This window comes from Legionella pneumophila subsp. pascullei (assembly GCF_900637585.1).
GTDB classification, from domain to species: domain Bacteria; phylum Pseudomonadota; class Gammaproteobacteria; order Legionellales; family Legionellaceae; genus Legionella; species Legionella pascullei.
Genome location: NZ_LR134380.1, coordinates 1,988,271 through 2,005,003, shown reverse-complemented (window position 1 = coordinate 2,005,003; position 16,733 = coordinate 1,988,271). Strand labels below are relative to the sequence as shown.

The window sequence follows — 16,733 nt, the reverse complement described above, 5'->3', positions numbered from 1 at the left end:
TTTTCTTTATACAAAGAGACACTGATGCTGGAAGTGAATCAAATTAATTTAAGTTTAATCGATCTTAATGAGCGCATAGAATCGCTTAGGGGGTATCTTTGACTTCGACAGTAAACGTGAGCGCCTGGAAGAAGTAATTCGTGAATTAGAGTCATCCAATGTATGGGACAATCCGGAACAGGCTCAGGCATTGGGACGTGAAAGAACTCAGCTGGAAACTATAGTCCACTCATTAAGCCAATTAAGCCAATCGATTAGTGATCAGAGGGAACTGTTTGAATTGGCTCGAGAAGAAAATGATGAGCAAACCATCAATGACATTGGTGAGGAATTAAAGTCAATTGAGCAACAAGTTGCCAGTTTGGAATTTAGAAGAATGTTTTCTGGCAAAATGGACCACACCAATGCTTATCTTGACATTCAATCAGGTTCTGGTGGCACTGAAGCGCAAGATTGGGCTGAAATGTTATTACGTATGTATTTACGTTGGGGCGAACATCATGGATTTACCACCGAACTGATAGAATGCTCTCCTGGCGAAGTGGCAGGAATCAAAAGTGCAACCATTCATTTTACAGGTGAGTACGCATTTGGTTGGTTAAGAACCGAAACAGGTGTGCATCGTCTAGTGAGAAAATCACCATTTGATTCTGGCAACAGGAGACACACTTCGTTTGCAGCTGTCTTTGTCTCTCCTGAAATTGACGATGATATTGAAATTGAAATCAATCCGGCTGATTTGCGGATTGATACTTACAGAGCTTCCGGGGCTGGCGGGCAGCATGTTAACCGTACTGATTCTGCAGTAAGGATTACGCATATCCCTAGCGGGATAGTAGTTCAGTGTCAGAACGATCGAAGTCAGCATAAAAATAAAGACCAAGCAATGAAGCAATTGAGAGCGAAGCTTTATGAATTGGAAATGCAAAAGAAAAATGCAGAACAGCAAGCATTGGAGGCTAGCAAGTCTGATATTGGTTGGGGATCACAAATTCGTTCCTACGTATTAGACCAATCTCGTATAAAAGATTTGCGCACCGGTGTTGAAACCAGTAATACTCAGGCAGTATTGGATGGTTCATTAGATCAATTTATTGAAGCCAGTTTAAAGGCGGGAGTAGGGCAAGCATGAGTGAAGAACATTTACATTTAGATGAAAGTGAAGTTTATCATATTCGCAAGCAAAAATTAGCAGAATTGCGTACAGATGGGTTTAATTTCCCGAACAAGTTTCGCCGCGAACATCTAGCCGATGCTTTGCTAAAGCAATACTCCGAAACTGAGAAAGAAACATTAGAACAAAAGCATGTGAAAGTATCTGTCGCAGGCCGAATCGTTCTGAGAAGAATTATGGGTAAAGCCAGTTTTTTTCATATTCAGGATGTATCAGGTCGGATACAGGTTTATCTTCGTTCAAATGATCTTCCTGAAGTGTATGAACAGTTTAAACATTGGGATTTAGGGGATATTGTTGGTGTGCAGGGTGAGTTGTTTAAAACGAATACTGGTGAACTGACCATTAATGCAGAACATATTGAGTTGCTAACCAAATCTTTAAGGCCGCTTCCTGATAAATTTCATGGTTTGGCTGATCAGGAATTGAAATACCGTAAACGTTATGTTGACTTGATTGCAAATGAAGACAGCCGAAAAACTTTTTTAATACGTTCACATTTGATTAAAGCTTTCAGAGAGTTCATGGATGACAATCGTTTTCTGGAAGTAGAAACACCGATGATGCATCCAATTCCTGGAGGTGCTTTGGCCCGCCCTTTCGTAACTCATCACAATACATTGGATATGACCATGTATTTGAGAATAGCCCCCGAATTGTACTTAAAACGCTTGGTTGTTGGTGGTTTTGAGCGAGTATATGAAATTAACAGAAATTTTCGCAACGAAGGGATCTCTACTCGTCATAATCCAGAGTTCACAATGCTGGAGTTTTATCAGGCTTATGCTGATTACAATGATTTGATGAATTTCACTGAACAATTGTTTCATTACCTATGTGATAAGGTATTGGGTACTCGACAAATTGAATATCAAGGTCAGATCATTGATTTCAATAAACCTTTTGGACGGTTGAGCGTAAAAGAAGCGATATTAAAGTATCATCCTGATATGAAGGCACAGCAACTGGAAACAGTTGAGGGATGTAGAACACTTCTTAATGATTTAGGGTTGCCTTATAAAGAAACTGATGGTCTGGGCAAACTACAAATTATTCTTTTTGAAGAGACAGTAGAACATCAATTATTTCAGCCTACTTTTATTACTGAATATCCAACAGAAATATCTCCCTTAGCCCGACGTTCTGATACAAATCCGGAAGTCACCGATCGTTTTGAATTTTTTATTGCTGGTCGTGAGATTGCGAATGGATTTTCTGAGTTAAATGATGCTGAGGATCAGGCGGAGCGTTTTCGAAAGCAAGTTGAAGAAAAGGATGCAGGTGATTTAGAGGCAATGCATTTTGATAGTGATTATATTGAAGCATTGGAATATGGCTTGCCGCCTACAGCAGGTGAGGGAATTGGAATCGATCGCTTGGTGATGTTATTTACTAATTCACAATCAATCAGAGATGTTATTTTATTTCCGCATTTGAGGCAGTAAATTGGTAGTGATTTATAGACAGCAATGGTTCTTTTAGAACCATTGCTGTGTCAAGCAAAGTATAAAATACACTCGGCTTAGATATAATTACCCATGTCTATGGAAATTACCCGTAGTACTATGGACGTGAACATTATTACCATGGGTATGTACTGGATTAGGATGAGTATGTACAGTTCCTGAGTGATGAGTATGATAGGTACCGCCATTGTTATAAACAGGATGCGTATGGAAAGTTGGATTATAACCTGTAGACCAGATACTACTCCAAGGTCTGTAAGCTGGTGTGCTTGATACAGTGTATACACTACGGCTACTGCCACAGCAGAGTAATAATGGAAGGCAACAGATGCCTGCTGCAGCCAGTAATGCTCCTCCTACGAATAATAATGGTGATAGAACAGCACCTGTTGCTGCAACACCAAAACCCACCGCAGCTGTAGCAGTTGCTTTGACTACTAAAGCAGTTACTATCGCTGCTGTAGCAAGTGCTGCTGTAGCTGCTGCCATGCATTTTAATAGAAAGCTGTAATTTGTATTGTCTTCTTTTTTGTGTATTTTAGACTGCATAACTTACCTCATCTTGATTTTCAGTTAATAGAATGCATTTTTCTGGATGTGTTGTATGTTTTAGCGATGTTGTTATTATTTTGTTGGCATAGCATTATTTCTATGCGTTTGGGATTTTACCTGATCATACTGAAATGTCACCATAAATTTGGATTTGGAAGTTGATTTGTTCTAAATTAATCCAAAAATGATAGAAATATGTAGAATATTATTGAATTTTTTCAAGTTAAAGGCAGGGTATGCCATTTCTCACAAAGTGAGGGATTTCTCTAAATTACATTACAGAATTCCCTTACTTTGTTAAAGGTAAGACATAAAACTCTACTCATCATCCCAGCTTAAAGTACCGCCGGCCTGATATTCGATAACACGAGTTTCAAAAAAGTTTTTCTCCTTTTTGAGATCCAGCATTTCACTCATCCAGGGGAATGGGTTTTCAGCACCTGGATATTGATCTGGCAGACCTATTTGATTTAAGCGACGATTTGCAATAAAGTGCAAATATTCTTCAAACATCTCGGCATTCATTCCGAGAATGCCATGAGGCATAGTGTCTCTGGCATATTGATATTCGAGCTCAACACCTTCCCTGATAAGTTGAATTATTTCATTCTTAAATTCAGGTGTCCATAAATGAGGATTTTCGATTTTGATCTGATTAATCACATCAATACCAAAATTCATATGCATGGACTCATCGCGTAGTATATATTGGAACTGTTCTGATGTTCCTACCATTTTGTTACGACGTCCCATGGACAGAATTTGAGTAAATCCGACATAAAAGAAAATACCTTCAAACACGACATAAAATGCAATTAAATCGCGTAGCAGGCGTTGATCATTTTCCGGAGTGCCTGTATGGAAGGCTTCATCACCTAAACTTTGAGTAAATGGTAATGCCCAAACTGCTTTTCTGGATACGGAAGGTATTTCTCTATACATGTTAAATACTTCAGCCTCATCCAGCCCCAAACTCTCTATAATGTATTGATAAGCATGAGTGTGTAACGCTTCTTCAAACGCTTGCCTTAGAAGATATTGTCGACACTCAGGATTAGTGATATGTCTGTAAACCGCAAGAACCAGATTATTCGCAACGAGTGAATCAGCAGTTGAGAAAAATCCCAAATTACGCTTAATGATTAAACGCTCATCTTCAGTAAGGCCATAGGGATCTTTCCATAAGGCGACATCGGCACTCATACTGATTTCATTGGGCATCCAATGATTGGCACAGGCTGTTAAGTATTTATCCCATGCCCATTTGTATTTGAAAGGTACCAATTGATTTAAATCAGCACGACAATTAATGATTTGCTTATCATCGACATGAATGCGTGCTGCCCCCATTTCTAAAGTTTCGAGCCCTGTCGCGCCCATAAGAGGAGTTACGACAATTTCTTGAGTATCATTGTAGTTCATAAATTTCTCCTGATTATTGGCAAGCCTCGCAGTCTGGATCAGTAATAGAACAAGCTTTTGGTTCGGTATCTATTAATTTGACTGCGTTAAGTGCTCCGTCGGTAACAGTGGACTTTTCAGCATTACTTGCACCTAAACTACGTAAGTAATAAGTGGTTTTTAATCCACGAGTCCAGGCATGCATATAAAGTTGATCTAGTTTTTTACCAGAAGGTTGAGCCATATAGATGTTCAAGGATTGAGCTTGATCTATCCATTTTTGACGGCGTGACGCGGCTTCAACCAACCAAATGGGATCAATTTCAAAGGAAGTGGCATAACGTCTTTTCAGTTCGTCTGGAATTCGACTGATAGGCTGTACACTGCCATTAAAATATTTTAGATCATTGACCATGACTTCATCCCAAAGGTTTAGCGTTTTTAAATCGGCGACTAAATAAGGATTCACCACGGTAAATTCACCCGACAAGTTGGATTTGACGTAAAGGTTTTGATAAGTTGGTTCAATAGATTGTGATACACCACAAATATTGGATATGGTGGCTGTAGGTGCAATAGCCATTACATTGGAGTTACGCATGCCTTGTGTGCGAACTTTAACTCGTAATGGTTCCCAATCCAGTTTTTGTGATCGGTCTTGTTCCAGATATTTATTACGGGATTGTTGCAAGAGGTTAATTGAATCAATAGGTAATATGCCTTTGCTCCATAAAGAACCCTCATAGGTTGAGTAGCTACCCCGCTCTTTAGCCAGGTCGCAAGAGGCTTCGATAGCATAGTAGCTGATTAGTTCCATGGATGAGTCGGCGAACTCAATGGCTTCTTTGGATGCGTAATCCATTTTTAATTCGTATAGCGCATCCTGAAAGCCCATGATACCTAGACCGATTGGTCGATGTTGCAAGTTGGAGTGACGAGCTTGGGGTACAGAGTAATAATTAATATCAATAACATTGTCCAACATACGGACAGCTGTTGATATTGTGCGCTTGAGTTTTTGCTCATCCAGTTTGCCATTTTTAATATGCGCGGGAAGATTGATACTGCCTAAATTGCATACAGCAATTTCTTCTTCAGAAGTATTTAGAGTAATCTCTGTACATAAATTAGAACTGTGTATTACTCCAACATGTTGTTGTGGTGAGCGTAAATTACAGGGGTCTTTGAATGTGAGCCATGGATGACCTGTTTCAAAAAGCATGGAAAGCATTCTACGCCATAGTTTGACAGCTGAAATGGTTTTTGTATTTCTAATAATACCTTGTCGAGCTTTTTCTTCATATTCAACATAGAGAGCTTCAAACGCTTTACCATATTGATCATGTAAATCGGGTACTTCATCAGGTGAAAATAAAGTCCAATTGCCATCTTCACGAACACGCTTCATAAACAAATCAGGCACCCAGAGGGCAGTGTTCATGTCGTGAGTACGGCGGCGATCATCACCGGTATTTTTTCTTAACTCCAGAAATTCCTCTACGTCTCTGTGCCAGCACTCCAGGTAAGCGCAAACAGCTCCCTTGCGTTTACCACCCTGATTTACTGCTACGGCAGTGGCATCGGCAACATTTAGGAAAGGAACAACACCTTGAGATTTACCGTTGGTTCCTTTGATATGAGCGCCCATAGCTCGTACTGGAGTCCAGTCATTGCCTAGTCCTCCAGCATATTTAGAGAGCAAGGCGTTGTCTTTTATAGCGCTATAAATACCATCCAAATGATCGGGTACTGTTGTTAAATAGCAACTGGATAACTGCGGTCTTACTGTTCCGGAATTAAATAAGGTTGGAGTGGAAGACATATAATCAAACGAGGAGAGTAACTGATAAAATTCTATGGCTTTCTCTTCCTTATGTTGTTCACGAAGAGCAAGTCCCATGGCTACCCGCATGAAAAAGGCTTGGGGAAGCTCGTATCTTACTCCACGCTCATGAATAAAATAGCGATCATATAAAGTTTGTAAACTTAAATAGGTGAACTTCATATCTCGTTCGGGAAGAAGGGCTTGGCTAAGCTTGTCCAGGTCGAAGTCAGCCATCTTGGGGTCAAGCATGCCTTGGACTATACCTTGTTCTATGTAGGATTTGAAATAAGCCGGATAAATTTGAGCCATTTCATCAAATGTAGCTTCTGATTTGATGTTGAGTTTGGTCAGGGCTTCAGAACGTAAGCTATCTAGTAGCAAACGTGCGCTGACATAAGTGTAATTAGGTTCTTTTTCAACCAATGCACGCGCTGACATAATCAAGGCTTTATGAACGTCTTCATACTTGGCTTGGTTATAAAGATTACGTAAGGCATCTTTAATAACAGGTTCTGCTTTGACGTTGCTGAGGTCACGACATGATTCTTGGACGATAGTATTGACCCTGTCCATATCTAATGGTTGTATTTCTCCATTAGGCATAGTTATTAATAAATGCTTACTGTCTTTTGTTTGTTTTTGTTTCGATTCTGATTCGCGTGCTTTTCGGCGTTCTTCTCTGTATAAAACATAGGAGCGAGCTACTTTATAATGTCCGCTGCGCATAAGAGCAAGTTCAACCTGATCCTGGATCTCTTCGATATGAATAGCTCCACCACTAGGTAAACGGCGTTTAAATACCTGGGTGATTTGTCTGGTTAGTTCTTCGATTTGCTGGTGAATTCGATCAGAAGTTGGAGCTGTACCCCCTTCGTCGGCAATAAAAGCTTTGGTAATAGCAATTTTGATTTTAGTATCATCATATACAACTACCTTACCATTTCGTTTGATCGTTTTAAGCATGCCTGGGACATTAGCAGTCAATTCCAGTTGATTTGTTAGCGGTATATCCTTTACCGGCTCAAGAATTTCGGACATTTTTCCTCCACGAAATATATTTTGGCAAGCCATTGTTTCAGTGAAGCCAGTCTGTTTTACGAACTTGTTTAAGGCGATCCTGGTTTCGTTGAAACGATGATTTGCTCCTGTTTTTACGACAGTCAAGAGAAGCTTTTGTTTACTGTTACCATAATTATAGCAAAAAACCCAATATATAGGGTGTTTTAGGGGTTTTTATAACAAGATAATGTGTTTTTTTGTTTTGGTCAATAGGATAATCTGGGATTATTCTGTGGATAAGTTGTGGGTTAAAATACTCTGCGAGGGTTAAATTTATGAGAAATAATGTTTAATAAGCTAATTATAGGCAGCATGAATAGAAATAAAATTTTTTCTGTTATTTTAAACACGATTTTGGAAATTCCTGTTGATAATGCAAACCGACGGCTAAATTTCTCAAAAAAAGACCACTTATAAATTTTAAAACCAGATTCTTCTTTATACCCCAAAAAAAAATTGCCAGTAAAATATCCATAATATTGGAAAAATTTTTTAGGATAAAATACATAAGTAGCGGCAGATGACGCATCAAGATACTCAGTGTAATGCCAACAATTTCTAGGCATGAACAACATATCGCCTTTCTCAAGTAGAACTTGATATCCTTCAGCCTGATTCAGTCTGGGGTATTGTTGAATTAAAATATCCAGGGGCTGAGTGAAGTCAATCAAAGAATCCCCAATAAAGGGAAGTTTGTAAAGTTTGTCGCTTTGTTCTCTGGTAAACAGCAAAACTTGTTTTTTCCCACTCAAACATAAATGAAGATTGCAGCAATGTTCTCGGTCAAAATGCATTTCTGAAACAGCCCCTTTGCCGCCAAAAAAATAAGCGACTTTTTTGGTTTCTCTAAAATATCTTGGCCTAAAAGGTATTTTTTGCCAAAGTGGCACATGCTTTTCTATCTCCTTAGAGCGTTCTCTGGATAAAATTTGTCCAAAAATTCGAATGGGTTTGTTGTTTTTTATTTGATGGATAATTTCAGCAAAATTGCCCGCCTGGAAATCGACACATCGCTTGTTTTCAAAGGTACAATAAGTGGTTTTGGCCTGAGTGAGTTGTTCAAAATAATCCAGAGAAAATTGACTGGTAAAATCAGGTATTTTAATTAAGATGGGTTCTTTAGATTCATACAAGATATGCTTAAGGATTTCTTCCTCACCATAGTGGTAGATGATTGTTCTGATTTTTTTTAATTTCATTAAATTACCTGTTGAAAGGAGTAATTTATAAATATTTTTTATTCCAATAATCTATATTATATCATTAATAAAATCATAACTTGATTGTGATTTATGCATACGAATGATAGAGTAGATGCGGGATTACGAATCTGGCGAAAATGAAGACAGTATTTCAGAATAGAACTTATACACATTGTCTGGCTGGCGTGAATTTGGTTATATAGACAGTTTGACTCCAATCAATTGATAAGTGGTTTTCCTTGAATGATACTATATTTTCTTAACTATAATTGCATCACTGACATTAGAAAAGCCATGTACATTGAGTTGGAAACTATCAATCTTGGCATATAATTGACTGGAACTTCCGCCATCCAAATTGATTGCATCACTACAGGATAATGGAGGAGCTCTCATAATTTGAGCTAATTGTCTGGTTGACATGGCCGCATTTGTTGTAACTAATATAATCACTTTGCCTTCGTCAGTGATACCTAAAGCCGTTCTGTCAGCAACCCCGGCTTTAAGAGAAGGGATATTTCCTCTGATTAATAATCTGGGGCCGCTTTGAATAGCAAAATCAATGTTACTGTCATAATGAAAATTGCGTATGTTAGTAATACGAGGCTTATTGTCCTTAACATAAAAAATGCCCCACCAGCTAATGCGTTTTAATGGATTTTCCTGTTTTTTATTGTTAATCCTAAGCCCCAGAGGATTGAATTCATGATCAAAAAATCCTCCATTTATACTGAGTAAAGCTTTACTGTGTTCGGCAAATTGATCAACAGACGCATTTTTTTGAGCAAGGTTTTTGGCTGTCACCAGTGCCATCTGATTTTTATTAAGATCGATACGAAATACATGAATGTGAGACCAAGGATTTAACAAGCCCCCTTCGAGATCCTGATATTCAATACCTGGAGTAAGTTCTTGCCAATCACTGGCAGAGTAGGATGTCATAGGGGTGAAAATGGCGAGCGCTAAAATAAGCAAGGGCCATAAATTCAACTTGTTTGCAGGATAAACATTGGTTTGCGAAGACATGTTATTGTATCCTTATGTACATCATTCAACACCACGGAATCTCATATGCAAATTAAACCGCAAAATAACAATAGTGAAGTATATAAGTCAACAACAGATTTAAATCGAGTGATAAAAGATGTCTTAGAACTTGCCAAAAAAGAAGGTGCCACTGATGCAGCAGTAGCTGTAAATTATGATCGAGGTTTTTCAGTCGATGTGAGAATGGGGGAAGTGGAGACAGTCGCTTTTAGCGAAGATAAAGGAGTTGGTTTAACTGTATACATAGGTCAGCGCAAAGGGGGAGCAAGTAGTACAGATACCTCTCCTGAAGCATTACAATCTTTGGTTAAAGCAGCCTGTGAGATAGCGAAGGTTAGTGCTGAAGATCCTTGCTTTGGATTAGCTGATAAGGAATTGATGACAAAGAATCATCCAGATCTTGATTTGTATCATTCCTGGGATATTACCCCACAACAAGCTATCGATTTGGCATTGAAATGCGAATCACATGCCTTGTCTTTAGATAAGCGGATTACTAATTCAGATGGTGTTAATGTTTCTTCCTATGAATCACATCACGGTTATGCCAACACGCGTGGTGGAGAGGGGTTTATTCATAGTACTCGACATAGTGTAAGCTGCTCGGTAATTGCCAAAGAAGGTGATGAAATGCAAAGAGACTATGATTATACGACTGCGAGAAATGCAGAGAATTTAGTTGCAGCCGAGTTGATAGCAGCCAAGGCCGTTGAAAGGGCATTAAGCCGTCTGGGATCAAAACAAATTAAAACACAAATGACTCCGGTTATTTTTTCTTCAAGGGTTTCCAGTGGATTATTGGGTAGCTTTGTGAGCGCTATTAGTGGCTCAAATTTATACAGAAAGAATTCCTTTTTGCTTGATTCCATTGGACAACAATTGTTTCCGGAGTTTGTTCATATTTACGAACAGCCACATTTAAAAGGTGCTTTGGGGAGCGCCCCTTTTGATGGGGAAGGGGTGCCTACGCGACCCAATGTATTAGTTGAAAAGGGGCGTTTGCTTCAATATGTTCTTGGCAGTTATTCGGCGCGAAAAATGGGTTTAAAGACAACCGCAAACAGTGATGGTGTACATAATTTAACCATTAATCCTACTTGCGGGGATCTTGGTGACCTTTTGAAAATGATGCGGAACGGGTTGCTGGTTACAGAACTAATGGGCCAGGGTGTGAATGGTATTACCGGAGATTATTCACGTGGGGCAAGTGGATACTGGGTTGAGGATGGGGTCATACAATATCCGGTTGATCAAATTACTATTGCAGGAAACCTTAAAGAAATGTACCGGATGATATTGGCAATAGGCAGTGACATTAATCCGAATATTTCCATGCGCTGTGGCTCTATTTTAATAGAAAATATGATGGTTGCAGGGAAATGAAATGCCCCAAACCATCGAGGTTAACCACTTGCTCTGTAATCTTGATGATAGTTCTCTGGAACATTTTTTAGCGATATACCTGGCTGCTTGCAGCCAGCTTTTTCTATATTCCGGCAGATTTTCTTTAATGAAACAGAGAACAGCTATAGAAATTGGATGAAACGCATTTAGCCTTTATCGCGAAAAATGATACGACCCTTTGAAAGATCGTAAGGAGTCAGCTCTACCTTAACCTTATCCCCAGTCAGAATTCTGATATAATTTTTCCTCATCCGACCTGAAATGTGAGCCGTAACGATATGTCCATTTTCCAACTCAACGCGAAACATGGTGTTGGGTAGTGTATCTATGACAGTACCAGCCATTTCAATGTGATCTTCTTTTGCCATATGTCTCTCAAATGATGTATCAAATTTTTAAAAGTGAAATAGTGCACTAAATTGCGGAAAATGGCAATCCAGTCGTGCAATTACATTGTTCAAAGATATAGCCCAAGGCTCATTATTGGGAGATATTCAATTATTTTACCAGGCTGTATCCAGCATCTAGCCATCCTTGCAATCCAGTATCCAGAGAAAATACATTGGTATATCCCATTTTTTGTAAATTATCGGCTACCAAAGCGCAGCGATAACCCCCACTGCAATAAACAACAATATTGCTTTGATTGTCTGTGATAATTTTTTCAATGTCACGCTCAATAATCCCTTTGCTTAAATGAATTGCATTCGGGATTTTACCAGTTTTCCATTCATCTTCTTCACGAACATCTATTATAATTAATTTTTCATGGTTATCTATTTTACTTTTTAAAATTTGAGGACTTATTTCATTTATACGTGTTTTAGCTTCTGCTACCAGTTTTAAAAAACCTTGTGAATGTTGCTTCATGCCTGTTCTCACTCTATTTAGTTTTGGTTATCGATAAAAAAATTGATTAATAGACCAATTTCCTTTTTTATCAGGGTATTTTAAAGTTTCCTGTAACCTATGAAGAAATTCTTTTCGACTGATTATTTTTGCTCCAAGGCTCATTAAATGTAAGGTTGGCAATTGGCAATCAATGAAATCAAAATTCCATGATTGCATAATATTACATAAAAAATGCAAGGCGACTTTAGATGCATCTGTTATAGTATGGAACATCGATTCACCAAAGAAAGCATGCCCAAGGCTGATGCCATAGAGCCCACCAACAAGCTCGGAACCATCCCATATTTCGAAGGAATGCGCATACCCCATTTCATGCAATTGGGTATATGTTTCTATCATTTCATTAGTGATCCAGGTTTTATTAGTCCTGCCCGAACAAGTTGCACAGTATGAAATGACTCTTTGAAAAGCAGTATCGATAGTCAGTTTAAATGGTTTTTTTAGAGTTTTTTTTAAACTTCTGGATATTTTAAATTCGCCAGGTATTAAGATCAGGCGTGGATTAGGTGACCACCAAAGAACAGGGTTGCCGGGTTCATACCAAGGGAAAATTCCTTGAGAATAGGCTTGCAAAACTCGCTGGGGGGTCAAGCCCCCCCCAATGACTAATAAACCCTGTTTATCACTCGTTTCCGGGTCAGGGAAAGTGTAGTCGCTATCGTAAGCCAATTTTATATTGAATCCAGGTACTTTTCAGCATCCAGGGCTGCCATGCACCCAAATCCTGCTGATGTAATGGCTTGTCGATAAACATGATCAGCAACGTCGCCACAAGCAAATACTCCAGGAACAGAAGTGCTTGTTGCCATTCCATCAAGTCCTGACTTAATCAAGATATAACCGTCTCTCATAGCCAGCTGATCTTGAAATATCCCAGTATTTGGGGTGTGTCCGATGGCTATAAAAATACCATCCATTGCCAGTTGAGCAGTTTCATCCGATTTAAGGTTACGAATTATGGCTCCTGTGACTTTTTTCCCGTCACCCAGTACTTCATCAAGGGTTGAGTTCCATATTATCTTGACGTTACCAGAATGTGCTTTTTCAAAGAGTTTATCCTGCAATATTTTTTCTGCGCGCAAACTGTCTCTTCTGTGAATCAGCGTCACTGAAGAAGCCAAATTTGATAAATAAAGCGCCTCTTCAACTGCGGTATTTCCCCCTCCAATTACGCAAACGGTTTTATTGCGGTAAAAAAATCCATCGCAAGTAGCACATGCTGAGACACCTCGTCCCTGATAGGCTGTTTCTGAGGGTAATCCCAAATAACGAGCAGAGGCACCAGTCGCAATAATTAGCGCATCGCAGGTGTAAGTTGTACTATCCCCCTGAAGTGCGAAGGGAGCTTGCGCTAAATCAGCTTTGACAATATGATCAAACAGGACTTGAGTATCAAAGCGTTCCGCGTGTTTTTGCATACGCTCCATTAGTGCGGGTCCCTGTAACCCTTCAATATCGCCGGGCCAGTTGTCTACATCAGTCGTGGTTGTTAATTGTCCACCAGGCTGCATTCCGGTGATTAAAACGGGATTCAGATTGGCTCTTGCGGCATAGACTGCAGCGGTGTAACCTGCTGGACCTGAACCGAGTATGATTAAGCGATGGTGGTTGCTTATGCTCATTGTCTCCGCCTTCCTTATTTTTTGTGTTAAGATGGCAAATATTATGACAAAAATAAAAACATTAAAATACCTATGGCAAAACAACATTCGGGAAAACAGGCTGGAATCCCTAAAAAATCCATGCCAAGCTTTATAATAAAACGTCTGTGTGAAGGCAGTTTTATATTAATTTTGACAGGAGCCCTTTTTGTTCTCTTGTCTTTATTTACGTATTCAACCAACGATCCAGGTTGGTCTCATGCCTCCCGTTCTGGCGTGTCTGTCTCAAACTCCGGGGGACAAGTTGGAGCCTATATTGCGGACGCACTTTATTTCGCATTCGGATATTTTGCTTTTTTATTACCAATAGCATTTGTTTACATTGCCTGGGCCATTTTGAAGGACTTTCGCTCTTTTAAAGCACTGGACAAAATGGTTGTGGTACTAAGAACAGTTGGTTTTGTCCTCATGGTTTCTGGAGGTTGTGGTTTATTGAGCATAAATCATAGCTTTGAAGCAGTAGATACGATTCACAGCTCGGGAGGTATTATTGGCCAAACAGTTGGCCATGGTTGGTACCAAATGCTAAATGTGGAAGGAGCTACTTTACTTTTATTAGCAATGTTTCTTGTGGGAACAACCTGGCTAACCGGATTATCCTGGATAAAAGCAATTGAGTTAATCGGATATTACACATTAAATCTTTGCACATTTCTTGATAAATTCATCAGAAAAGGAATGCAATTTGTTTCTGATAACGTTAATCAAGAGAAATTAAAACAACCATTGATCAAACCTGAACAACCCCCCAAACCAGATAATGAAAAAAAGAAATCTGTCCCAAAATTATTCCAAGACAAGAAAGATAAAGAACATGAAAAAGCAATACCTGTTTTAATTGCAAGTGAAGAAAAACCTGAAATTGTCAGAGCCATCAATGAATTCAAGGAAATTCGTCCTCCTAAAACTACGATACCTGGAACTCTTCCCAGTTTGACGTTATTGGATAAAGGTCAACCAGGAAAACCGATGGGAGGTTATACTCATGAGGAATTGGAAAGTCTTTCAAGAGATGTAGAGCAGCATTTACTCGATTTTGGTATTCAAGCGGATGTTGTTGCTGTTCATCCTGGGCCAGTTGTTACCCGATTTGAATTGCAATTGGCAGCAGGAGTCAAAGTGAGCAAACTGACTGCTTTGGCTAAGGATTTGGCTCGCTCATTATCTGTTGTTTCTGTACGAGTTGTGGAGGTCATTCCTGGTAAAACAGTAGTGGGCCTTGAATTACCCAATCATTCACGCCAAATGGTCAGGTTATCTGATGTGTTATCTGCTGATGTATATCAACAATCTCATTCTCCTTTATCTTTAGTTTTAGGAGTTGATATTAGTGGGCATCCTATGGTGGTTGATTTGGCAAAAATGCCTCATTTACTGGTTGCAGGAACAACAGGCTCTGGTAAATCAGTTGGTATTAATGCCATGATTTTAAGTATTCTTTTTAAAGCAAGTCCAGAGCAAGTCCGTTTAATCATGGTCGATCCGAAAATGTTGGAATTGTCAGTTTACGATGGGATTCCACATTTGCTTACCCCTGTTGTAACTGATATGAAAGAGGCAGCAAGTGCACTTCGTTGGTGTGTTGATGAAATGGAAAGGCGTTATAGGCTAATGGCCGCGTTAGGTGTTAGAAATTTGGCGGGGTATAATGCTAAAATTGCGGAAGGGGTAGCTAATGGTCAGCCATTGTTAAATCCATTATGGAAACCAGTCGATTCTATGGATGAAACAGCGCCAGAACTTCAAGCATTACCTTATGTAGTTGTTGTAATTGATGAACTAGCTGACATGATGATGGTTGTTGGCAAAAAAGTGGAACAATTAATTGCGCGTATCGCACAAAAAGCCAGAGCAGCAGGAATCCATATGATTCTTGCGACACAAAGGCCTTCGGTGGATGTATTAACCGGTTTAATTAAATCCAATATTCCAACACGAATCTCATTCCAGGTGTCTTCAAAAATTGATTCACGTACTATACTTGACCAACAGGGAGCTGAACAATTGCTCGGACATGGAGATATGTTATACCTGGCGCCAGGGAGCGGGGCTCCTTTGCGTGTGCATGGCGCTTTTGTTGACGATAAGGAAGTCCACCGTATTGCGGATGACTGGCGGTCAAGAGGAGAGCCTGATTATATTGATGATATTCTTAAAATGGGAAATGAAAATGGAGACGGTGCTTTCGATGAGGACAGTGGAGGTCAATCCGTAGAAGACGATGATCCTCTTTATGATCAGGCGGTAGAGTTTGTAATTCAGACACGTAAGGCTAGTATTTCCGCGGTGCAGAGAAGGTTAAAAATTGGTTATAATCGTGCTGCCAGAATGATAGAGGAAATGGAGAGGACAGGTATAGTCGGTCCATTGGACGGTGGTTATCGTGACGTATTAGTAACATCAGTGACTGAGGACTGAATATGAATAAATTGTTTCTCTTTTTGTTGCTCATTTTTTCGAGTGAGGTGTTTAGCCAAACCTCTGCTGAAGTACTGCAAAGTAAATTAAATGCTATACAAACTATGACTGCAAATTTTAGTCAAATTGTAAAGGCAAAGAATCGCGAAGTATCACGTTCTTCAGGCTCCATGGCATTACAACGTCCAGGGAAATTTCGCTGGGAAACAAAAGATCCACTGGAGCAGTTAATTGTTGCAGATGGTCAAAAAATGTGGATTTATGATGTGGACCTTGAACAAGTTACAGTCAAAAATCAGGAAAAGGGATTAGGAGGTACTGCTGCATTGTTTTTGAGTGGTTATGATGAAACCCTGACTCATGATTTCGATGTGAGTGAAAAGCAAAAAGGAAAATTGACTGTTTTTGATTTGAAATCTAAATCCGCAAAAGAAAATTTTCAAAGAATCAAGTTAATTTTCAGTCAAAGTACTTTGATTGGTCTGGAGTTATATGATCAGCTAGGTCAAATTACTAATGTCAAGTTAGTGCAGATTAAGTCAAATCCCAAATTATCTGCCAAGTTGTTCCAATTCAAGCCTCCTAAAGGTGTGGATGTGGTAAGACAATAAT

General features: G+C 39.3%; 15 protein-coding genes. 6 read left to right on the top strand and 9 right to left on the bottom strand.

The features are described 5' to 3' along the window. The first annotated feature begins 24 nt into the window (after positions 1–24). Positions 25–1,132, top strand: a protein-coding gene (gene prfB / locus EL201_RS09100) for a peptide chain release factor 2 (protein WP_106197071.1) whose coding sequence is annotated in 2 segments (ribosomal slippage) — positions 25–99 and positions 101–1,132 — 1,107 coding nt in all. Because the reading frame shifts where the segments join, the coding sequence is not laid out codon by codon here. Continuing rightward, complete coding sequence (gene lysS / locus EL201_RS09095; protein ID WP_027221961.1) at positions 1,129–2,619, top strand: lysine--tRNA ligase; 1,491 nt, start codon at positions 1,129–1,131, stop codon at positions 2,617–2,619. The genes prfB and lysS overlap by 4 nt, the downstream gene beginning before the upstream one ends. 87 nt (positions 2,620–2,706) lie before the next feature. On the opposite strand, the gene EL201_RS09090 is transcribed toward lysS, so the two are convergent. The 5 genes from EL201_RS09090 to EL201_RS09070 all read right to left on the bottom strand — a co-directional run bounded on the left by EL201_RS09090 (position 2,707) and on the right by EL201_RS09070 (position 9,705). Further along, positions 2,707–3,189: a hypothetical protein gene (locus EL201_RS09090; RefSeq protein ID WP_027221960.1), complete on the bottom strand. Its 483-nt coding sequence runs from the start codon at positions 3,187–3,189 to the stop codon at positions 2,707–2,709. Positions 3,190–3,510: 321 nt separating this feature from the next. Then, positions 3,511–4,614, bottom strand: a complete 1,104-nt coding sequence (locus EL201_RS09085) for a ribonucleotide-diphosphate reductase subunit beta (protein ID WP_027221959.1) — start codon at positions 4,612–4,614, stop codon at positions 3,511–3,513. 13 nt (positions 4,615–4,627) lie between these two features. Continuing rightward, entirely contained in the window at positions 4,628–7,456 is a 2,829-nt protein-coding gene (locus EL201_RS09080) for a ribonucleoside-diphosphate reductase subunit alpha (RefSeq protein WP_027221958.1), read from the bottom strand. A gap of 269 nt (positions 7,457–7,725) precedes the next feature. Continuing rightward, positions 7,726–8,676, bottom strand: coding sequence for a cupin-like domain-containing protein (locus EL201_RS09075; protein ID WP_027221957.1), 951 nt, complete (start codon positions 8,674–8,676; stop codon positions 7,726–7,728). 252 nt (positions 8,677–8,928) lie between these two features. Next, a complete protein-coding gene (locus tag EL201_RS09070; protein WP_027221956.1) occupies positions 8,929–9,705 on the bottom strand; it encodes a phosphodiester glycosidase family protein in 777 nt (258 codons plus the stop codon). A 45-nt stretch (positions 9,706–9,750) separates the two neighbouring features. Between EL201_RS09070 and pmbA the strand changes: the two genes are divergently transcribed. Further along, positions 9,751–11,109, top strand: a complete 1,359-nt coding sequence (pmbA, locus tag EL201_RS09065) for a metalloprotease PmbA (protein ID WP_027221955.1) — start codon at positions 9,751–9,753, stop codon at positions 11,107–11,109. Position 11,110: 1 nt separating this feature from the next. Beyond that, positions 11,111–11,269: a hypothetical protein gene (locus tag EL201_RS15675; RefSeq protein WP_154080654.1), complete on the top strand. Its 159-nt coding sequence runs from the start codon at positions 11,111–11,113 to the stop codon at positions 11,267–11,269. A gap of 7 nt (positions 11,270–11,276) precedes the next feature. Here EL201_RS15675 and infA read toward each other — a convergent pair whose 3' ends face one another. The 4 genes from infA to trxB all read right to left on the bottom strand — a co-directional run bounded on the left by infA (position 11,277) and on the right by trxB (position 13,664). Continuing rightward, positions 11,277–11,498, bottom strand: a complete 222-nt coding sequence (infA, locus tag EL201_RS09060; RefSeq protein WP_010947496.1) for a translation initiation factor IF-1 — start codon at positions 11,496–11,498, stop codon at positions 11,277–11,279. 130 nt (positions 11,499–11,628) lie between these two features. After that, positions 11,629–12,000 carry a rhodanese-like domain-containing protein gene (locus EL201_RS09055; protein ID WP_027221954.1) on the bottom strand — a complete coding sequence of 124 codons (372 nt, stop codon included), beginning with the start codon at positions 11,998–12,000 and terminating at the stop codon, positions 11,629–11,631. A 27-nt stretch (positions 12,001–12,027) separates the two neighbouring features. After that, a complete protein-coding gene (gene aat, locus EL201_RS09050; protein ID WP_027221953.1) occupies positions 12,028–12,711 on the bottom strand; it encodes a leucyl/phenylalanyl-tRNA--protein transferase in 684 nt (227 codons plus the stop codon). Positions 12,712–12,713: 2 nt separating this feature from the next. Next, positions 12,714–13,664, bottom strand: coding sequence for a thioredoxin-disulfide reductase (trxB, locus tag EL201_RS09045; protein ID WP_027221952.1), 951 nt, complete (start codon positions 13,662–13,664; stop codon positions 12,714–12,716). 72 nt (positions 13,665–13,736) lie between these two features. On the opposite strand from trxB, the gene EL201_RS09040 reads away from it, so the two are divergent. Further along, on the top strand, positions 13,737–16,121 hold the full coding sequence (locus EL201_RS09040; RefSeq protein WP_027221951.1) for a DNA translocase FtsK: 2,385 nt from the start codon (positions 13,737–13,739) through the stop codon (positions 16,119–16,121). Positions 16,122–16,123: 2 nt separating this feature from the next. Beyond that, positions 16,124–16,732 (top strand): outer membrane lipoprotein periplasmic chaperone LolA, encoded by a 609-nt coding sequence (gene lolA / locus EL201_RS09035; RefSeq protein WP_027221950.1) that lies wholly within the window; start codon positions 16,124–16,126, stop codon positions 16,730–16,732. Position 16,733: the final 1 nt, after the last annotated feature.